This window comes from Sediminicola luteus (assembly GCF_040566555.1).
Taxonomy (GTDB): domain Bacteria; phylum Bacteroidota; class Bacteroidia; order Flavobacteriales; family Flavobacteriaceae; genus Sediminicola.
Genome location: NZ_JBEWYP010000007.1, coordinates 169,029 through 188,180 on the forward strand (window position 1 = coordinate 169,029; position 19,152 = coordinate 188,180).

Genomic DNA, 19,152 nt, shown 5'->3' on the forward strand with positions numbered 1-19,152 from the left:
AAAGAACAAATGTTAGTAGAATTCAATTCATTATCAGAGACTTCAAGGGTATGGATCTATCAAGCCAGTAGAAGCTTCAATGCAGAGGAATTGGAAGAAGTGAAAGCTGGACTGGACCAATTTATCAAAGAATGGACGGCCCATGGAAGCGAATTGAAAGCGGGATATGAGATACGCTATAACCGATTTATCGTAATAGCCCTGGATCAAACAAATACCACGGCCTCTGGATGCTCCATTGATGCATCCGTGCGGTTTATACAGGCTTTGGAAAAGAAATACGATATAGATCTATTGGACAAAATGAACGTTTCCTATAAGCAAGGGGAGTTTGTAGCCTATAAGACCCTTATCGATTTTAAAAAGATGGCCAAAAATAAATCGGTCTCTAAAAACACCATCGTGTTCAATAATTTAGTAACCAATAAGTTGGAATACGAAAATCATTGGGAGGTGCCTGCCGAAGAAAGCTGGCACGGTCGTTTTATGTAATCCTTGTCGCTAAATTGAAGTCATAAATGTCTCTTAAGTTTATGACCCCCAGTGTGTTTATTAGTATCTTTTTACTTAAGTTAGTACCTTAGAATACATGTTTTTATGAGGTTAAAATTCGTATTCCACATTCTCTTTATATTTTTTTTCATTGGAAGTTCAGTCCGGGGTCAACAGGACCCTCTGGTTTCCAAGGATAGTCTGGATCAGGCCCAATGGGTCAATGATGTGTACCAGTCCATGACCTTGGATGAAAAAATGGGGCAGCTCTTTATGATGAGCGTGGCATCGGACCAAGCTAAATCTGGCACCGATCAGATTAAAAAAATGATTGAGGAGCATAAAATAGGCGGGGTCATATTTTCCACAGGCGGTCTTGTCCGGCAGGCAAAATTGACCAATGAATATCAGGCGGCCTCCAAAATTCCCTTACTTATTGGAATGGATGCCGAATGGGGCCTAGCAATGCGGTTGGATTCAACTTATGCTTTCCCATGGAACATGACCTTGGGAGCCATTAAAGATACCGCGGTTGTGGCCAAGGTAGGTCGACAGATTGGATTACATGCCAAACGAATGGGAGTGCATATCAATTTTGCCCCTGATATAGACATCAATATAAATCCCAATAATCCCATTATAGGAAATAGATCCTTTGGGGAGGATAGGGACAACGTTGCCCTAAAAGGAATTGCCTTTATGAAAGGCATGGAAAGTGTTGGGGTTTTGGCAAGTGGGAAACATTTTCCGGGGCATGGAGATACTGCCACAGATTCCCACAAGGCACTGCCTATCCTAGAGTTCACTGCAGAAAGATTGGACAGTATAGAGTTGTACCCTTTTAAAAAATTGATCAATAACGGTCTTAGCAGTGTGATGGTGGCACATTTAAGTATTCCCAGCTTAGAGAAAAGAAAGGAATATCCTTCTTCCCTTTCCAGTCGCATCATTACTAATTTACTGAAAGATGAATTGCAGTTCAAAGGCTTAATTTTAACAGATGCCCTAAACATGAAAGGCGTTGCGGATATAAAGGGACGTTCCAACTTCAAAGAGGCAGGGGATGTGGAGCTCACGGCCTTTTTAGCGGGCAATGATATTTTATTGATGCCCAAAGAAGTTGAGCCGGCCAAAAAGAAGCTAATTGAAGCCTATGAATACGGTATTATTTCGGAAAGGCGATTGGCTACCTCCGTTAAAAAGATCCTTAAGGCAAAATATAGGGTTGGACTTAATACCTACCAGCCAATAAAAATGAATGGCCTTTATCAAGATTTAAATTCATTGGAAAATGATCTGGTCTATGAGGAAGCCATTGAAAACGCACTGACAGTTGCCAAAAATGATGTAAATCTATTACCCATAAAAAATTTAGAGAACAAAAAAATCGCCTATGTCAAATTCGGTGATGCCGATGGGAGTGTGTTTTTGACTGAGTTAAAAAAATACGCAAGTGTTACCGAGGTTAGTGGTAATGACATTAATAGCCTGAAAAAGAATTTGGAAGGTTACAATATAGTAATTGTCGGTTTTCATAAAAGCGATGAGAGTCCTTGGAAACCTTACAAATTCTCTTCAAAAGAAATAGCGTGGTTACAAGAAATAGGAGACTTAAGAACCTCCAACCTTGTACTTGCCACTTTTGCCAAGCCCTATTCCTTGTTGGAGTTGCCATCTTTGGATAATATTAATGCCATTATGGTAGGCTATCAAAATAGTGTTTTGGCTCAGGAGAGGGGAGCTCAGTTAATTTTCGGGGCAATTCCTGCAAAGGGGGTACTGCCGGTTTCTGCGCATCCTGAACTACCAGTAAATACCGGAGTAATATTGAGTGATATATCTAGGTTAGGTTATAGTTTCCCTGAAAGGGTAGGGATGAGCACCTCCAAGTTGGCTTTGGTGGATAAGATGGTGAAAAATGGTCTAGATTCCCTTATGTTTCCTGGAGCACAGGTATTGGTTGCAAGAAGGGGGAAAGTAATTTACAACAAAGGGTTTGGTAAACCTACTTATGATTCCGATCAACAAATAACAACAGATTATCTATATGATTTGGCATCCCTCACCAAAATTTTGGCTACCCTTCCAATTCTAATGAAAATGGAAGAAGACGGGAAGGTAGATTTAATAGACACATTTGATAAACTGAACCCCGACTATGCCAATACAGAACTCAAGGATGTAACTGTATTAAAAGCATTATCGCACTATGGCAGGCTGCCGGCTTGGATTGCATTTTATTTAGATACCCTGGATAAGAATAGAAAACCATCCCCACAATTGTATATGAGTTCTCCTGTTCCAGGTTATACAACCCATGTGGCGGATGATATGTATCTGGCAGACATGTATCAGGATTCGATTTACAACAGAATTGGAAGACAAAGTTTAAAATCCAATAGGTATCGATATAGCGACCTTTCCTATTATGTGTTTAAGAAGTTTATTGAGGGCAATTATAAAACAGGATTGGATAAGATCACCAATGATAATATCTACAGTCATTTAGGGGCTGATCATACCAGTTACAATCCCTTGGGAAAATTCGCCAAAAATAAAATAGTACCTTCTGAGGAAGATGATTATTACCGATACGGTACAGTTCAAGGTTACGTTCATGATATGGGTGCCGCAATGCAAGGTGGGGTAGGAGGTCATGCGGGCTTGTTCAGCAACTCCAATGATGTGGCCAAAATAATGCAGATGTACTTACAGGGAGGCTATTATGGGGGAGAACGTTTTATGGAGGCAAGGACAGTAAAAAAATTCAACACCTGTTACTTTTGTGATCAGAATGTCCGCAGGGGCGTAGGTTTTGATAAACCAGAACTGAAGAATGGCGGTTCAACCTTTAAAGGAATTTCACGAAAAAGTTTTGGACATAGCGGCTTTACGGGAACCTTGGCATGGGCAGACCCAGATGAAGATCTGGTTTATGTCTTCTTGTCCAATCGTACTTATCCTTCAGCTTCCAATACACTTCTTATTAAATCTGGATTGAGAACTAGGATCCAAAAGGTAATTTACGACGCCATATTAAATTAATTGGTAGTTTTGTAATAGAGGAATTAACAGGAAATCAGAGCCTTATGAATTTGATGGGTTCTTTTTCCTCTTAAAAGGAAACAAAACGGATATTTCATTGAAATGTTACGGATGTTATATCGACTGAATAAGGAGATAAAGTAAGGAAATGATTCTTTTTAAGGAGGAATCAACTACGTTAAAAGCCAAGATAATAGAATGAAGATAGCGATTGTTTGTTACCCAACGTTTGGAGGAAGTGGTGTTGTTGCCACAGAATTGGGTATTGCCCTTGCCAATAGAGGGCACGAAATTCATTTTGTTACCTATAAGCAACCGGTTCGATTGGAATTGTTGAACAATAGGATACATTTTCATGAAGTACACGTTCCGGAGTACGCATTGTTCCATTACCAGCCCTATGAACTCGCTCTTTCCAGTAAATTGGTGGATACTGTTAAATTATATGGAATAGAACTTTTACACGTTCATTATGCCATTCCCCATGCCTATGCTGGATATATGGCCAAAAAGATGTTGGAGGAAGATGGGATATATCTGCCCATGATTACTACCCTTCACGGAACTGATATTACCTTGGTGGGGAAACATCCCTTTTACAAGCCAGCGGTAACCTTCAGCATCAATAAGTCCGATGTGGTAACCTCTGTCTCCTCTAGTTTAAAGAAAAACACCTTGGATTTGTTTGATATCAAGCAGGATATTGAGGTAATCCCCAATTTTATAGATAAAAGAAAATACAGTACCAAGTTCACGGACTGTCAGCGTTCCTTAATGGCGACGGATGAGGAGCGTATCATAACCCATATCAGTAATTTTAGAAAAGTAAAAAGAATCCCCGATATCATCCACATTTTTGATAAGATCCAAAAGGAAATTCCTGCCAAGTTGATTATGGTAGGGGAAGGGCCAGAAAAGGAAGGTGCTGAGTTATTGGTAGAAAAATTAGGGCTTTCGGACAGGGTAGTATTTTTGGGGAATAGCAACCAGATTGATAAAATCCTTTGTTTCTCAGATCTGTTTTTATTGCCATCGGAATCTGAAAGTTTTGGTTTGGCTGCTTTGGAGGCCATGATCAATAAGGTGCCGGTCATTTCCAGTAATGCCGGAGGTATAGCAGAAGTGAACCAGCACGGAGTAACAGGATTCCTTAGTGATATTGGTAATATTGATGAAATGGCAGCCAATGCCCTGAGAATTCTGAGGGATGATAATGAATTGGAGAAATTTAAGGCAAATGCAGTCAAGGTTGCCGAAACCTTTGATATTGCCAATGTCTTGCCCTTATATGAAGCGGTCTATGAAAAAGCATATAAGGCCCGTTTTAAAACTTCCTATTGATATGAGAATATTCCTTGTTAGTTTGTTATTGGTTTGTTTATCCTGTAAAAGTCAGAAAAAGGGTAATCAAAATAATTCAGAAAACGTTCAAATGGAAAAACCCATCTTGGTACTGGAAGATAACTACTCCAATATTGATAGTTCACAGATTAGCATAATAACAGATCAAAAAGCGCTACAAAAGTTTTTTGTGCAAGTGAACAAAACAAGAAAGCCGGGATTGCCAGTTCCTGATATAGATTTTTCAAAGGAAATGTTGATTTTGATTTGTGCAGGGGAACAACATGGCAAATATGAACCGAATGTTACCATTTTAGAGCCAGATGCTGAGAACTTGACCGTTGATGTAGAGCGAAAACTGCCTTCTGATTCTGTAGAAACGGCCATGTCCACTCCTTTTTTCTTATATAAATTACCTCTTACAGAAAAGAAAATTACCATTAAGAAAAGAGATAATTAATTGAAAGAAAATTCCTAAACCGTCCTACACCGAGTATTATTACATTTCATAGCACTTTATTTGAACCATATCCATTTCGCAGTAATTTCACCTCTTAATTATCCCAAATTTTACGGTAATGAAAAATTTTAACTTTAATTTATTTGTCGCGTTTTCTCTTGTTGTAACCTTAGTTTCCGCTCAGGAAAGTATGGAATTGACCGCTAAGGACAGTATAGTCAAAAGTTCCTGGGTTGCTGGTATTGGCATTAATATAGTAGATGACACCGCTTCACCTTTTGATGGCAATTTATTGGATATAAAGGATAGCTGGAACGCTGTACCTTACCCTTCCTCATTAAGTATAGCAAGAAATTTCAGTAACGGAATAGGCCTAAAAGCTGTTGGTTCTTACAATAAATATAAGGTTGGAAAACTGATTGATGGAGCAATCAATATGGCCGAAAGGGATTACTATGCCATTGATGGGATGGTAAGCTATGATCTAAATAAACTATTTGGTGAAACAGGCTGGTTTGATCCATTTCTTCAAGCTGGTGCAGGTTATAGTTCTATAGGGAATATAGGAAGAACAACAGGGAACGCAGGTTTTGGGTTTAATACTTGGTTCAGTGATACTTGGGGCCTTAATTTCAATACCATGGGAAAATGGGGTATAGAAGAAGGGTCTACAAAACAAGTACAACATTCCGCTGGGGTAGTATATCGCTTTGGTGTTGAAAAAGAATTGTCCAAAAAAGGAATGGAGCATTTGGCTTTAATAGACGCCATCAAAAAAGAACAGCAACGGGTTCAAGATTCCACGGATGCAGCTGACAGAGCTAAAGAATTGGCCAAACGTATGGCCGAGGAACAAGAAGCTGCCAGACTCGCTGCAGCTGAGAAGGCTAGAATAGATGCTGAAAATAAAAGAAAGGCACAAATAGAAAATGATATTAAGAATCTAGGTAAGATTTACTTCGCTTTCAATTCCAGTGCATTAAATACCGAATCTAAGGCAACATTGACCCAATTGGCGACATTAATGGAAGCCACACCATCCATTACCTTAGAAGTAGCCTCATATACAGATAGTAGAGGCCCAGCCAATTACAACCTTATGCTATCGGAAAAAAGGGTGAAGTCGACCATTGATTATTTATTGGGTCAGGGTCTTTCGTCTGATAGATTGGTTCCTAAAGCCTATGGTGAGACCAATTTGGTCAACGAGTGTGATGATAACACGCCTTGTTCTGCTGCCAAACACAAGTTGAATAGAAGGTCTGAATTTTTGGTAATCCGTTTTTAATTTAGTTTAAATTCTTATTGAATTGATAAATTCACCTAGTTAATTAAGCTCATATCAACCCCCGATTTTGATTTGATTATATGATAATACTTGGCCTTAACTATTATTTCCACGATTCTACAGCATGTATCGTCAAAGATGGAAAACTTATAGCTGCTATTGAAGAAGAACGTTTGAATAGGGATAAGCATACCCAGGCATTTCCTGAGCTTGCGATCAAAAGATGTTTAAAATTAGCAGGATTAACTTTTGATGACATTGATCATATAGCAGTGTCCATTAAGCCAACCACACATTGGTTTAAGAAGTCAATTTATGTTTTAAGACATCTAAAGAGTTTTGTGCCTTTTATGGGACATCATGTGGTCAATTCATATGCCAAACAAAGAAGATTTTGGATATGGTATAATGGGAATTGGAATAAGGATAAAGGACCTAAAGTTCACTTTATTGAACACCACCTTACCCATGTGGCCGGTACATTTTTTGTTTCTCCCTATAAGGAAGCAGCCCTACTAGGTATAGATGGATCTGGAGAATGGGCAACTACTTGGCTAGGGTATGGTAAAGAAAATACTATTGAAAAATATGGTGAAAGCTTTTTTCCACATTCTTTTGGGTCATTTTATGAGGCCGTTACCGAGTTTTGTGGATTCAAGCCTAATTACGATGAAGGTAAAACTATGGGTCTTGCGCCCATGGGGAATTCTGAAATCTTCATAAAGCAAGTTAGGGATATTGTTAAGGTAACTCCGGAAGGGCAGGTAAGAATTGATTTGAGCTATTTTAACTATCAACATATCGTAGGAAAGAGATGCTCAAATAAATTCTATAAAACTTTTGGGGAACCAAGGATGCCTGATGGTCCATTTATGCAATATCATATGGATGTTGCAGCCGCATTTCAAAGGGTGTTGGAAGAACGAGTATTGGAAATCTGTTCGATTCTACATTCAAAAACAAAAGCTGACTATTTAGTGATCTCTGGGGGCGTTTCTTTAAATAGCGTTATGAACGGAAAGATTGTTAGAGAAAGTCCGTTCAAAGATGTCTATGTGATGCCAGCGGCAGGAGACAATGGGACGGCAATAGGTGCAGCGTATTATTTGTACAACGGAATATTTAAGAAAACTAGGAACTATGTACACGATAATCCATATCTAAGTACAAGTTATACCAATGAGGAAATCAAGGCGGCCATAGACAGAGCCAAATTGAAGGCAGAATACGTAGAGGATATTGGGGAGGTAGCAGCACAATTATTAGAACAAGGGAAAATAATAGGATGGTTCCAAGGGACCATGGAAATTGGTCCAAGGGCATTGGGCAGTAGGAGTATTTTAGCCAACCCAGCCTTTCCACAGATGAAGGACAAGATAAATGCTCAGGTAAAATTTAGGGAAGCGTATAGGCCATTTGCTCCATCGGCCACATTGGAATCCTACAAGGAATATTTTGACCTTGAGGTAGAAGATCCATTTATGCTCAAAGTTTGTAATGTATTAAAAGACAAGCAACATATTTTACCAGCCATTACCCATGTGGACGGTAGTGCACGTTTGCAAACTGTAGATAAAAATATACATCCTTTATATCATGATGTAATTACCAAGTTGGGTTTAAAAACGGGGGTCCCTGTTGTTTTGAACACTAGTTTTAACGTGCAAGGAGAGCCCGTGGTGGAGTCGCCATTTGATGCATTAAGATGCTTTTATTCCAACGGATTGGATGCGTTATGTATTGGGAATTATGTAATTGAAAAATAGAATTGGCAATAGTGCTAAGGAAAACAAAAGTCTGAGTTTGGATGCAACACCTTTTGTTGCCAAACTCAAATACTTTTAAGGCCAATAATATATTCCTATTGTCCTAGGTGATCCATTGTTTTCGGGCTTAAGAAGGACTGCTCGACTTTGTGGTCTTGGGATTGGGTTAATATTAATCCTGGTACCCTTACCTTTTAAAGACGATTTTCTGAATGTTTTTTTGCCCTTTGATGATATATGAGCTGTTGTCTTGTATTTCATATACCTCCACCTTTTCAATGTGCTCTAAATTCGTATACAAATAATCATATACTGGTTTTTTCAGAAAGGAATAGCTGTCATTGTTTATAAAATCTATACGTTTTTGATTTTTATCATCAGACAGATCTTCAGGTGTTCCGTCAATATAATATTCAATTTCATCACTTTCAGGTTTCTTACTAAATTTGGACCTGAAATTATGATAATGTTTATTCACTCCTTTGGATACCAAAAAATTGACCAATTTGGTCTTTAAGGAAATAAAACTGACCATGATTGGGACCATGAACGAATTTTGTTCATAAAATAAATGGTGTTCAAAATTATAGGTATGATTGCACCATTTTAATTTATAATCGAAGGCTCCATACCCCATGTCGAGCATTTGGTAACCGTTGTTGATGCACCATTCCAATAATTTCTGTACAGCAATGTTTCCCAAACCAAATTTGGCATAATCTATGTCGTAGGATGGGATCGCTAAAAACACAATCTTATCACAATGGTAGTTCAAAGAAATTTGTATAGGTCTCTGATTATCATAAATGACATAAAGTGATGCTTTTTTCTCATTGATGAGTTCAAAAACACTAGTTACATAAGAATCCCAACGCTTTAAAGAGTCATGTTGATCATCTCGCTGGTTAAATCTGCGTACAAGCATATGATGTAGGGACTGCATCAGAAAATCATAGTCTTCCTTGCTAATTTGTCCATAAAAAAGCCTATATCGGATATCAAAACTAGTCTCTAACCCTTTTATTTTTCGTTTTAGTACGGTCCGTAAATTACTCTTGATATTGGCTCTGATATAACTATTAATATCCTTATGATCATTGATTTTGATACAGAAGCCATTGATCCGAAAAATCTTTTTGACTTTAACCCCTTTAGGGACTTCAATATTTGCATCAAAATAAGATGGGAAGAGCTCAATGCATATTATTGGAGTTCTATCTGAAAGTTTATAGTTGTTGTGGTATTCAGATACGGGCAATACATTGCCATTATAAGAAAGCGCTTTATATTGCAAAGGCACTACTTGTTTTTCAAAAAAAGTAAAATAAAAATTCTTTTTAATTATGAATTTTGATACCATCATTTTAATTACAATGCAGGCGATGAATTAACATACTTAATATAGAAAATAAAGCGTAAAGTAAGGCTACCTTAAGTTAGTAACCAAATATTAATTTCTATAAGTTATCTGCTGCGCATTGTTTTTTCCTCTGATCAAAAATGATTTTGGGCTATCAGAAATCATAAAAATAAAGGTATTGTCCTTATGCTCAACTGTAGAGTATAAAAACTCGTATAACAAGGTACGCAGAAACTTGTATTGTTCTATCTCGGGATCAATTTTCACCATATTTTTAAATTTATCTGGTTCCGTAATAGTTCTTTTTTCAAGTGAGGATTCAGAACCATCAATTGGTTTAGAACTATTTATTGAAAATTTTTCCCTGATGTTGTTGTAGATTAGATTGACCTGTTTCTCTTTTAAAAATTCCTTAATGGATAATTTAAAAAGCTCAATCTTGGCCAAAATTGGAATTATACGGGACTGTTGGTTATAAACTACCTGATATTTAAATTGATAAATATGGTTACACCATCTTCGTTTATATTCCAAATCACCGTATCCCAATTCTAAATACTCAAATTGGTCTTTTAGGCACCATTCTACCAATTTGATCATTTCTACATGTCCAACCCCAAATTTATGATAGTCGATATCATAGGAGGATAAAGCACTAAAAACTATCTTGTCAAAATGATAATTTAAAGAAATATCAATGGGCTTCTTAGCATCATAAATTATAAATAATGATGCTTCTTTACGGTTGATTTGATCAAAGGTTTTATCAAGAATAATGTTCCATTCTCTCAATTTCTTGTGCTCATCATTGCGTTGGGTGAATCTTCTAACCAGCATTTCCTTTAATGTAGACATTAAAAAGCTATACTCCTCTTTGGAAATACTGCCAAAGAATGTTTTATAATTGATGTTGAAACAAGATTCGAGTCGGTTAAGACTCCGCTTAATGACCTTATGGTTGGATTTGAACTGGGATTTTAGATAACTGTCTATATTGTTCACATCCTTCATACGGATGGCATATCCAAGATTGTTCTGATAGTATGTTTTTTGGACAAACTGATTGTCCTTTTTTAGGACAGTATTCAAATATTCCGGGATCAAGGCCACTGTATACAAATGATACTTTTCTTGTCCAAACTGGTCCTCGGTATCAGCCTCATAAAGGGATTTGTTATTATCTACGTATTCTATTTTTTGATAGATATCGGGTATTTCTCTTTTTTCAAAGAGGGTCATAAAAAAATTAGTTTTAAAATTTCCTTTTAAATCCATCACAAAAATTAATTAGAACAATTGATTTTAAGGTCCCGTTTTACGGAATTTATTTGAATATCCACAACGTAGGTATGATTCTTCCTTTGTACTTAACATAAATGCTCGAAAAAACCAGTTTATTATGAACGCGTTATGGAAGTGATTGTTGCTTTTCGGTTAATAGTTTTCCCACTGATGATATAAACTTCTTTTTGATTTTTAACCTGATGTACTTTTATGTCTTTCAATTCTTCATTATTTAGATATAAAAAATCAAAGACTGCAGTTTTCAATACGCTATATTGAGGCATCTTAAAATCAATATTAATTAACTCCAATTCCTTCATTTCCTGAATTAGTTCAGAAAATTCATAGGTTAGATTTGAAGAACTTTCAACTTTATCGCTTTTTAGTAGGAATCTAAGCTTATGGAGCTTTTCGTTTACCTTTTTATCGCGCAGCTTCTGCTTTAAGGAGAAAAATGCTATTATGATCCAAGCGATAATTTTGGCAGTAAATGAATTAGAATCGTGATAAACATGGTAATCAAAATGATATTCTTCATTGGCCCATCGTTTTTTATAATCAAAGTACCCTTTGGAGAAATCAAAAACTTTGATATTATGCTCCAAACTCCACTCAATTAGTTTCATAATGGTAACGGAGCCCAGATGAAATTTTTCGTAATCAATATCAAAAACGGTAATGGCATCAAAAAGAATATTTTCAGAAAAATAGCAAAGAGTAACTCCTATTGGAGTGTTTCCTTCATAAATAACAAAAAGGCTTGCTTTCTTTTCATGGATCAAAGGATAGGCAACCTCATGGTAGAAATTCCATTCTTTCGGATCAAGGTTGTTATTGGTTATCCCTTTGTCCAAAAAGCGTTTTTCCAATAAAATTTTAAAATGCTCAAAAACACTTTCATATTCATCTCTTGAAATATCACCAAGGAACATTTTATAAGAGATTTCAAATGAATCTTCCAGTCTTTTTTTGTATTTGTTGAGCTTATACCTAGAACTTTTACTAAAACTCAAAGACATATAATGCCCCAGATCGGTATACTGGTCCAAACGAATCAAAAAACCGGGATATTGCTTAATTTTTCGTAATTGTAACGAACTATTTGATTTTGAAAGGTCTATGTCAAAAAAAGTGGGAACATCATAGATTAACAGTACCTTATTGTTTAAATCCACTTGTTCATTTTGATTGATAGAATATGACACCCCTTTAGTATGTGTCCGTCCAATGTTAACATATACTAATGGCAGCCAGCTTTTCACAAAAGAAATTCCTTCTATGCTTTTAAAACCAATAGGCATACACTTCTTGCCAAAATGCCTAAGCCATATATATGAAAAGGTCTTTGAGGTAAAGGGATTTGACGTAATATGCACAACAGTTTAATTTAGATCTAAAGAACGGTATAATGGAAAATAATTGGTTTGTGAATCGATGCTTTTTTCCAAAGTCAATTGATCATAAACTTCTTGGTTTACTATGACCTTCCAAAGGTTAAAATCCTTAAAATCTTTAGAAAATCCCGATTTAAAGTGAAATAGCGAATCTTCTTGGTTACCAACCCCCCCTCCAAGGTTAAAAAACCTACAGTTTTCTTGGGTAGCAATGATTCTCATTTCATCAATTAACAATTTATTAGGGTAGAGGTCTAGTTTTTCTTCATCCGTTCCGGATAAATGATATTGCACAATTTCGTTAGTTGTTATGAACATTGCTCCGGACACAATTGCATTGGTTTCGTTTTCAATAGCCAATAATATTCTGGTATTATAATCCTTGGAATTTAATAGGTCAAAGAAGTATTTCTCGTCAAAAAAATAATATTTTTTAGCGTTTACGCGTTCCATAGTTTTGTAATATAGGTCTATAAAGGCCTTCACCTCTTCCTTGGATTCTGCAATTTTAATGGAACAAAGCCTTCTTGCTTTATTTATATGGGTTCTTAGTCTTTTATGATAGGCTCTTAGCTGCTCTTCAAGATCCAACGTAAGGTCTATATTGACCACTTTGCTCAAACTAGTAATTTCTCCCAGACCTTGAATGCATAAACGTTGGTTAGCGATAAATGGATTGAGCCTAGAAAAAATAGAAATAATATTTTGAGAAGTAAGATATATTTTGAAATCCTTTATATAGTCACCGTTGTCGAATTGTGTATTAATGTTTTTTGTAATAGGTCCAGAATAACCATATACGGAAGTAAGATCGTAATAGGGAGTACCATAAATTGGGCGCATTAAAAAAGGAATGGCAATAATGTAGTCCTTTTCTGTGTATTTCACCAATATGGGCTCGTCTAATTTATTTTTGATAATATGATGATAATCATAGGTGTGATAAAAATCGTAGATATCTACCATTTTTAATACGGCATCCCATTTTTTTTTGCTTCTAATAATATCGATCATCTATCTTATTATTTTTTAATACAAAATTTAGAAATCCTACAACAGTAGTTATTATTTTTAAAAACCGTGGTGAAATTCAATTTGGTTAAACAAAATTCTTTTCAAAGCCCTTCAGCTACAAATTTCACCCATGCGCTTAGAATAACTGCTTTAAGCAGGTAGCAATCTCAAAAGTTTTAGAACTAACAATAGAAATGTCTTATTGTTGAAAAATGGGATGAATATTGTTTTGGAGAAAACACGTTTCATACCACTTCCTACTACTCCTTTCCTATAATTAATAGGGTATGCTTCAAACATAGTTAACTTCATCAATATTTTTTTAAAATCTTCGGTACTAAGAAGACGGTACTTTATCGTCCTTATTATTAGCGCAAGACCAAAGGCTTGCTGTCTACTTTTTAATTGCTTAACCACTTTGTGATAATTCACATGTGAACCGTCTAATCCTTTGATCAATTCATGAAAATGTTCTACCGCAGTAACCATTCCGTGGATAAATTTTAGGTTATGTGCCGGATCCTTGCTGGTCACTATAGAATTTTCAACCACAGCATATCTATGAACATCCAAGTTTACTTTAGCAAGCTTATTTGCTTTTAAAAAAATACTCGCCGTAAAAATGGCATCTTCAAACAAAGTGCCTTCCATAAACCTTATTCCAGTAGCCACTAATTTTTTTTTCTTAATGATATAACGCCACGCTTCGTTTTTGAAACCATGTTCTGAGACATAAGACATACCGTCCAAGATTTTTACGGATACGTCTTGGTGATTCTGAGATGACTTTTCGGGTATTGAACCCTCTACTATTTGTTTGGTATTAAACTCCAATATATCGAGTTCATTTTGCAAAGCTAATTCAAGAATAGTATGTAAAACATAGGTAACCAAATAATCATCAGCATCCAAAAAATACACGTAATCTCCCTTTGCTGCCTCCAGGCACCTATTTCGGGCAGCACTTGGCCCCTGGTTTTCTTGACCTATCAACCTAATGTTTGCGTGTTTTTCAGTATAGTTTTTTGCGATTAGGGGGCCGGAATCTTTTGAGCCGTCATCAACAATTATAATTTCATAATCATTTGGTGATAGATCTTGAGCCAGTAGACTTTCCAAGCAACGTTCAATATATTTTTCCTTGTTATATAAAGGAATAAGTATGCTTAATTTCATTGCCATCTCGATTAACTTATAAGGTTATATTTTAAATATATTTATCGAAAAACTATGTTGGATGAATGTGCTCAAAGACTATAAAAATTTCGATTTTTAAGTCTTAATCTACATTGAAATATATAAATCCAATTAAAATTATTGAATCACCCCTATTACAACTAATAAAATTGTTTTTATGTCAGGTTTATGCGGTAAGACACTCCTGACTGATTGGAGCCAAACCAAAGTTTTTCTAATTAGAAAAAAATATCATCTAAAATTATCGTTTATAATCATCGTCATTAAAGGGTTTTAACCATTCTAGAATCATATTTTCTCCTTTGGAGTCAGCAATTTTTAATAAATTTTTAAATTTATCGATTTTAGTGTTGACAGCAACAATTGACGGAGCTACGAGATAAATTCTAGCAAAAACTTGCTTTTCAGTTCCTAACATTTCAGGCGCTATAATATCACCAACTTCAAATCGTTCTAAAATAAAGATAACAGTTTCGTCAGCTTTTATCTCATTTAATCCTTGTATCGAATCAATCTTTCCTCCTGTTAAAAGTACCCAAATGGTACAGGCAATTTTTCCTTTGAACATGTAATCGTTCTTCTCGGCAAAATTATCATCACCTAAGACCCCTGTAAACGCATAATTTATAAGCATTTCACGATGGTCAAACCTGTTGATATGGGCCAAATGAATATGAGGTGCCTCACCTTGCAATCTAAATCCCGGATCGTAAGCATAAACAATATTGTTCTCTACAAAGAACTGAATATTGAGTACTCCGTTCTTAATCTTCAGCCCTTTGAATAGTTCACACAATTTTGGATGAACATCCCTTACAAACAACTCTGTATGTTTGGAAGGATATATGGCACCAATACAAACCGGACTAGCATCTCCTTGCTTTTTAGTGGTGACTCTATCTGAAATGGCTGAAATATAGGGAATACCATTTCTAAAGGTATAATATGCGGCCATATCATCGCAATCCATATATTTTTCAACCAGAACCACGCCCATTTTTGAAAACTTTAAGGCCGTTTTTATAGATTCTTGATAATCCTGGTCGTCTCTACATATTTTCATGCCAACACCACCACCGCTATCAACGGGCTTTATCATTAAAGGATAGGCTATATTTTTTGGTTTCTCGATGCTAGATGTCTTGTCAAGATAGATGCCCGGTATGTCTTGTATGTTATATTCTTGGCAATATCTTTTGAAACCATCTTTACTACAAAAAGCTTCTACAGCCTCAGGGGTAGCATAACAAGGCATGTTTAGTTTTTCACAAATCTCTCTATAAGGTTTTACCAAGATATCTGCAACTCCCACTAAGACAGCATCGACCTTAAGGTCCTTGGCCAGTTGTACAATTTTATCGACTTCAAAACCATCTATATCGTGAGATTCGGACGCGTTTTTTTTTGCGGGAGCATCAGGATTTGGATCAATGACAATGGTGTAAATACCCATTTTTATTGAGGTATTCACCAAAATTGCCGTCTCTGGATTTCCACCTAGAATGATGAGTTTTTTCATAAATAAAACCGTATTTATATTTTATAGAATTGCAACTATGTGTTGCCTATATTTAGAATTAAATCCTATTTGTTCTAAATAAAATTTAATTCTTTTGATATTTAAAGTCAGCATCAAACCCCAATTGAAATAATAGTTTGCTGATTTCGTTTACATCTGTGTTAATTTTCACAATCTTTTTTTCGTCAGCACCCATTAGAATCAACTCTTTTTTGATCCAATCATAATAGGATGGGTTTATGGTCGCTATGATTAAATAGTCATATTCAGCGTTATTAAAAGAACTGATCGGTTTGACAAAATTTTTACCAATATTCAATTTATGATAATCTAAATCTATCCATTTTATAATCTCAAAAAAAGGGCTTTTGATATTTGTTGATAGTATATGTTGCCCAAAAGACCCAGAGCTATAGACAACTACCTTTGATTTGGGTGCTACATTTAAAAAAGGGTTAAAAATCATATCCCCTTTTTCATCGTAAATCAAACCGCCGGATCGAACCAAAATTTGTGAGTATAAATAATACGTAATCTGTTTATTTAAGTTGTGTTCATCTAATATATGACTCAATTTTAATTTTAAAAAATTCATCAGTAATCCTAATCTGTAATATTCAGTTTTCGGATTTTCAATGGATTTTACAATGGAATCATGTCGCTGCCTATAATAATAAAGTGGAATTCTACTTATAACTAGACTTTTTGAAATGGATAGGTAGGCGTAGGTAATTGCCGCATCCTCTCCCATAACAATTTCGTCAGGTACATCAAAAAGAATCTTACAAAGCAATTCTCTTTTGAAAAGTTTATTCCATACATAGGTCGATATCCCATGTGCACAAAATTCGCCATTGTAAATGGCATTGGGGAGTATTAAAGATTTTAATTCTTTCTCATTGTATATTCCTGCCATTTGTGGCTTAACGGTTTCAATTTTTCCGTTAAATTCCCTAAAACGACCGGTCACCACAAGGTCAGCATCATTCGCCTCCGCAAGTTTGAATAAAATATCTAAATAAAATTCGTCTACCCAATCATCACCGTCAACAAAAGAAATATATTTTCCTTGAGCATTTTTTAAACCTTCTTTCCGTGCACTTACAAGGCCTCCGTTTTTTTTATGGACAACTTTTATCCGATCGTCTAATTTAGCATAATCATCACAGATTTTCGGACAATTATCAGGACTACCATCATCTACCAAAATTAACTCGAAGTCTAAAAAAGACTGATTTAAAAGGCTATCAATACATTTAGGTAAATACTTTTCTATTCGAAAAATAGGAACTATTACACTAATTTTAACAGTATTCATAGATTTAAATTTTATTTAATTCAATGTAAAACAACCCACCGCCGAAACTGTCTTTTTTAGATTCGGACTTAGCCGTAGTAATATATAAATTCGAATGATTATCAAAACAACACGAGGTGACGTTACTGCAAGGTAATTTAAGTTCGTTTAATTTGAAACCATTTAAAGGATTCCATTGAGATACACAACCACCTCCCCATTCCGCAATCCATAACATACCCTCGTCATCAATACACATTCCATCAGGACTTCCTTCACCTTTAAATTCTATTACGTTTAATTCAAACTCCACATCGCCAGTGCTTAAATCATAGGAATACCTTGCTACTTTTTTTGTTGGTGTATCAATAAAATAGAGAAATTTATTATCTAGTGAGAAAGCCAAACCATTAGAAATTGTTGTATTGCTAATAATGATTTTATATTCACCTTCAAAATATGAAAATACCTTTCCTATATTTTTCTTAATCTCAGGGAACCCCATGGTACCTATAATATATCTTCCTAATGGATCTTTGATTCCATCATTATATCGAACTGAATTATCTATATCAATTTGAAAAACAAACTTCTTTTGTAATGTATTAAAGTCAACTTCAAAAAACCCATTTTTTGATGCTGCTATGATTTTCTTTCGTTCCAATATAAAAATACAACTGACAGGGGAATCAAGTTTTAAACTTAGAATTTCTTTGGTTGTTGGATCATAAAAATAAATTAAATAGTCTAAGATTGATACAAAATAGAGGCAATTATTTACTTTATCAAATACAGGTCCTTCTAAAAGTTCGGAATTAGAATGAAATATTAAAGTAGGAATCATAAATGTTTATTATATATATTCTCCCCCTGTGATTCTTAATAGGGAACCTGTGGTCATTGCAGATTGATCTGAAATAAAATAGAGTACCGCGGGTATAGGATCAAAACAATTAAGCATCCTGCCCATTGGAATAATGCTAGAGGCTTTGCTTTTCAATTCTGTTTCACTCATTCCCTCTTTGGTTCTCAATTCAATTTCCCCTTCAGTGTTTGTCCAGCCCATTACCAAATAATTGGATCTGATACCATGCTTGGCATAATGATGTGCAATATGATTTGATAGTGTGTATAGTGCATTCTTAGTAAGTGCATAGGAAGCTCTATCAATTTCACCATAATCCATATGGGCCGACCCAAAGAAAATAATTGAACCGGAATTCTGTTTGATCATACTTTTTAAAACATGTTTTAATAAGAAAAATGGCGCCTTGAGGTTCACATTAAATACGCTATCATAGGTAGCTTCTTCTGTATCTAGTATCGAGGCTACAGGTGTAATACCGGCATACAAAATCAAGGCATCAATCTTATTAAATCGTTTAATCGTTCCAAGATAAAAATTCTCGATTTCTTCTATACTATTAAGGTCGAGTTCATGAAAATAGAGCTGGTCATCTGCTTTTAGTGATCTTATAATTTCATTACCCTCAGCAGCTTTTCGTCCACAAAAAGCTACATTGTAACCTTTATCTAAACAAGACTTCAGTATTTCTTTACCAACCCCCGTTGTCCCTCCTAAAATTAATACTGTTTTCATTGTTACTTTTTAAATTGATAAAACATAACGTACCCCACATTATTTTTATTGTTACTTTTCCAGATTAGACCAGTGGTTATGCCCTATGTTCGCAT

At 35.4% G+C, this 19,152-nt stretch carries 15 protein-coding genes; 6 read left to right on the top strand and 9 right to left on the bottom strand.

The window, feature by feature from the left end; all coding sequences use genetic code 11:
- Positions 1–9: 9 nt before the first annotated feature.
- The 6 genes from ABXZ32_RS12610 (at position 10) to ABXZ32_RS12635 (ending at position 8,392) form a co-directional block, all read left to right on the top strand.
- The gene (locus ABXZ32_RS12610; RefSeq protein ID WP_354619033.1) at positions 10–492 is read left to right on the top strand and encodes an ABC transporter ATPase; all 483 of its coding nucleotides are present in this window, start codon (positions 10–12) and stop codon (positions 490–492) included.
- A 105-nt stretch (positions 493–597) separates the two neighbouring features.
- The gene (locus ABXZ32_RS12615) at positions 598–3,537 is read left to right on the top strand and encodes a glycoside hydrolase family 3 N-terminal domain-containing protein (protein WP_354619034.1); all 2,940 of its coding nucleotides are present in this window, start codon (positions 598–600) and stop codon (positions 3,535–3,537) included.
- A gap of 198 nt (positions 3,538–3,735) precedes the next feature.
- Positions 3,736–4,878 (top strand): N-acetyl-alpha-D-glucosaminyl L-malate synthase BshA, encoded by a 1,143-nt coding sequence (gene bshA / locus ABXZ32_RS12620; RefSeq protein WP_354619035.1) that lies wholly within the window; start codon positions 3,736–3,738, stop codon positions 4,876–4,878.
- 91 nt (positions 4,879–4,969) lie between these two features.
- The gene (locus tag ABXZ32_RS12625) at positions 4,970–5,338 is read left to right on the top strand and encodes a hypothetical protein (protein ID WP_354619036.1); all 369 of its coding nucleotides are present in this window, start codon (positions 4,970–4,972) and stop codon (positions 5,336–5,338) included.
- A 118-nt stretch (positions 5,339–5,456) separates the two neighbouring features.
- Positions 5,457–6,626 (top strand): OmpA family protein, encoded by a 1,170-nt coding sequence (locus ABXZ32_RS12630; protein WP_354619037.1) that lies wholly within the window; start codon positions 5,457–5,459, stop codon positions 6,624–6,626.
- Positions 6,627–6,706: 80 nt separating this feature from the next.
- A complete protein-coding gene (locus tag ABXZ32_RS12635) occupies positions 6,707–8,392 on the top strand; it encodes a carbamoyltransferase family protein (RefSeq protein WP_354619038.1) in 1,686 nt (561 codons plus the stop codon).
- 187 nt (positions 8,393–8,579) lie between these two features.
- On the opposite strand, the gene ABXZ32_RS12640 is transcribed toward ABXZ32_RS12635, so the two are convergent.
- The 9 genes from ABXZ32_RS12640 to ABXZ32_RS12680 all read right to left on the bottom strand — a co-directional run bounded on the left by ABXZ32_RS12640 (position 8,580) and on the right by ABXZ32_RS12680 (position 19,057).
- Positions 8,580–9,686 carry a GNAT family N-acetyltransferase gene (locus ABXZ32_RS12640; RefSeq protein WP_354619039.1) on the bottom strand — a complete coding sequence of 369 codons (1,107 nt, stop codon included), beginning with the start codon at positions 9,684–9,686 and terminating at the stop codon, positions 8,580–8,582.
- Positions 9,687–9,842: 156 nt separating this feature from the next.
- The gene (locus ABXZ32_RS12645) at positions 9,843–10,991 is read right to left on the bottom strand and encodes a GNAT family N-acetyltransferase (RefSeq protein WP_354619040.1); all 1,149 of its coding nucleotides are present in this window, start codon (positions 10,989–10,991) and stop codon (positions 9,843–9,845) included.
- A 158-nt stretch (positions 10,992–11,149) separates the two neighbouring features.
- Positions 11,150–12,211: a GNAT family N-acetyltransferase gene (locus ABXZ32_RS12650; protein WP_354619041.1), complete on the bottom strand. Its 1,062-nt coding sequence runs from the start codon at positions 12,209–12,211 to the stop codon at positions 11,150–11,152.
- 207 nt (positions 12,212–12,418) lie between these two features.
- On the bottom strand, positions 12,419–13,444 hold the full coding sequence (locus ABXZ32_RS12655; RefSeq protein WP_354619042.1) for a peptidoglycan bridge formation glycyltransferase FemA/FemB family protein: 1,026 nt from the start codon (positions 13,442–13,444) through the stop codon (positions 12,419–12,421).
- Between the two features lie 150 nt (positions 13,445–13,594).
- Positions 13,595–14,620 (bottom strand): glycosyltransferase, encoded by a 1,026-nt coding sequence (locus ABXZ32_RS12660; RefSeq protein ID WP_354619043.1) that lies wholly within the window; start codon positions 14,618–14,620, stop codon positions 13,595–13,597.
- 262 nt (positions 14,621–14,882) lie between these two features.
- Complete coding sequence (locus tag ABXZ32_RS12665; protein WP_354619044.1) at positions 14,883–16,160, bottom strand: ATP-grasp domain-containing protein; 1,278 nt, start codon at positions 16,158–16,160, stop codon at positions 14,883–14,885.
- A gap of 85 nt (positions 16,161–16,245) precedes the next feature.
- Positions 16,246–17,478 (bottom strand): glycosyltransferase family 2 protein, encoded by a 1,233-nt coding sequence (locus tag ABXZ32_RS12670; protein WP_354619045.1) that lies wholly within the window; start codon positions 17,476–17,478, stop codon positions 16,246–16,248.
- A gap of 4 nt (positions 17,479–17,482) precedes the next feature.
- Positions 17,483–18,301, bottom strand: coding sequence for an SMP-30/gluconolactonase/LRE family protein (locus ABXZ32_RS12675; RefSeq protein WP_354619046.1), 819 nt, complete (start codon positions 18,299–18,301; stop codon positions 17,483–17,485).
- 9 nt (positions 18,302–18,310) lie between these two features.
- A complete protein-coding gene (locus ABXZ32_RS12680) occupies positions 18,311–19,057 on the bottom strand; it encodes an SDR family NAD(P)-dependent oxidoreductase (RefSeq protein ID WP_354619047.1) in 747 nt (248 codons plus the stop codon).
- Positions 19,058–19,152 lie beyond the last annotated feature (95 nt).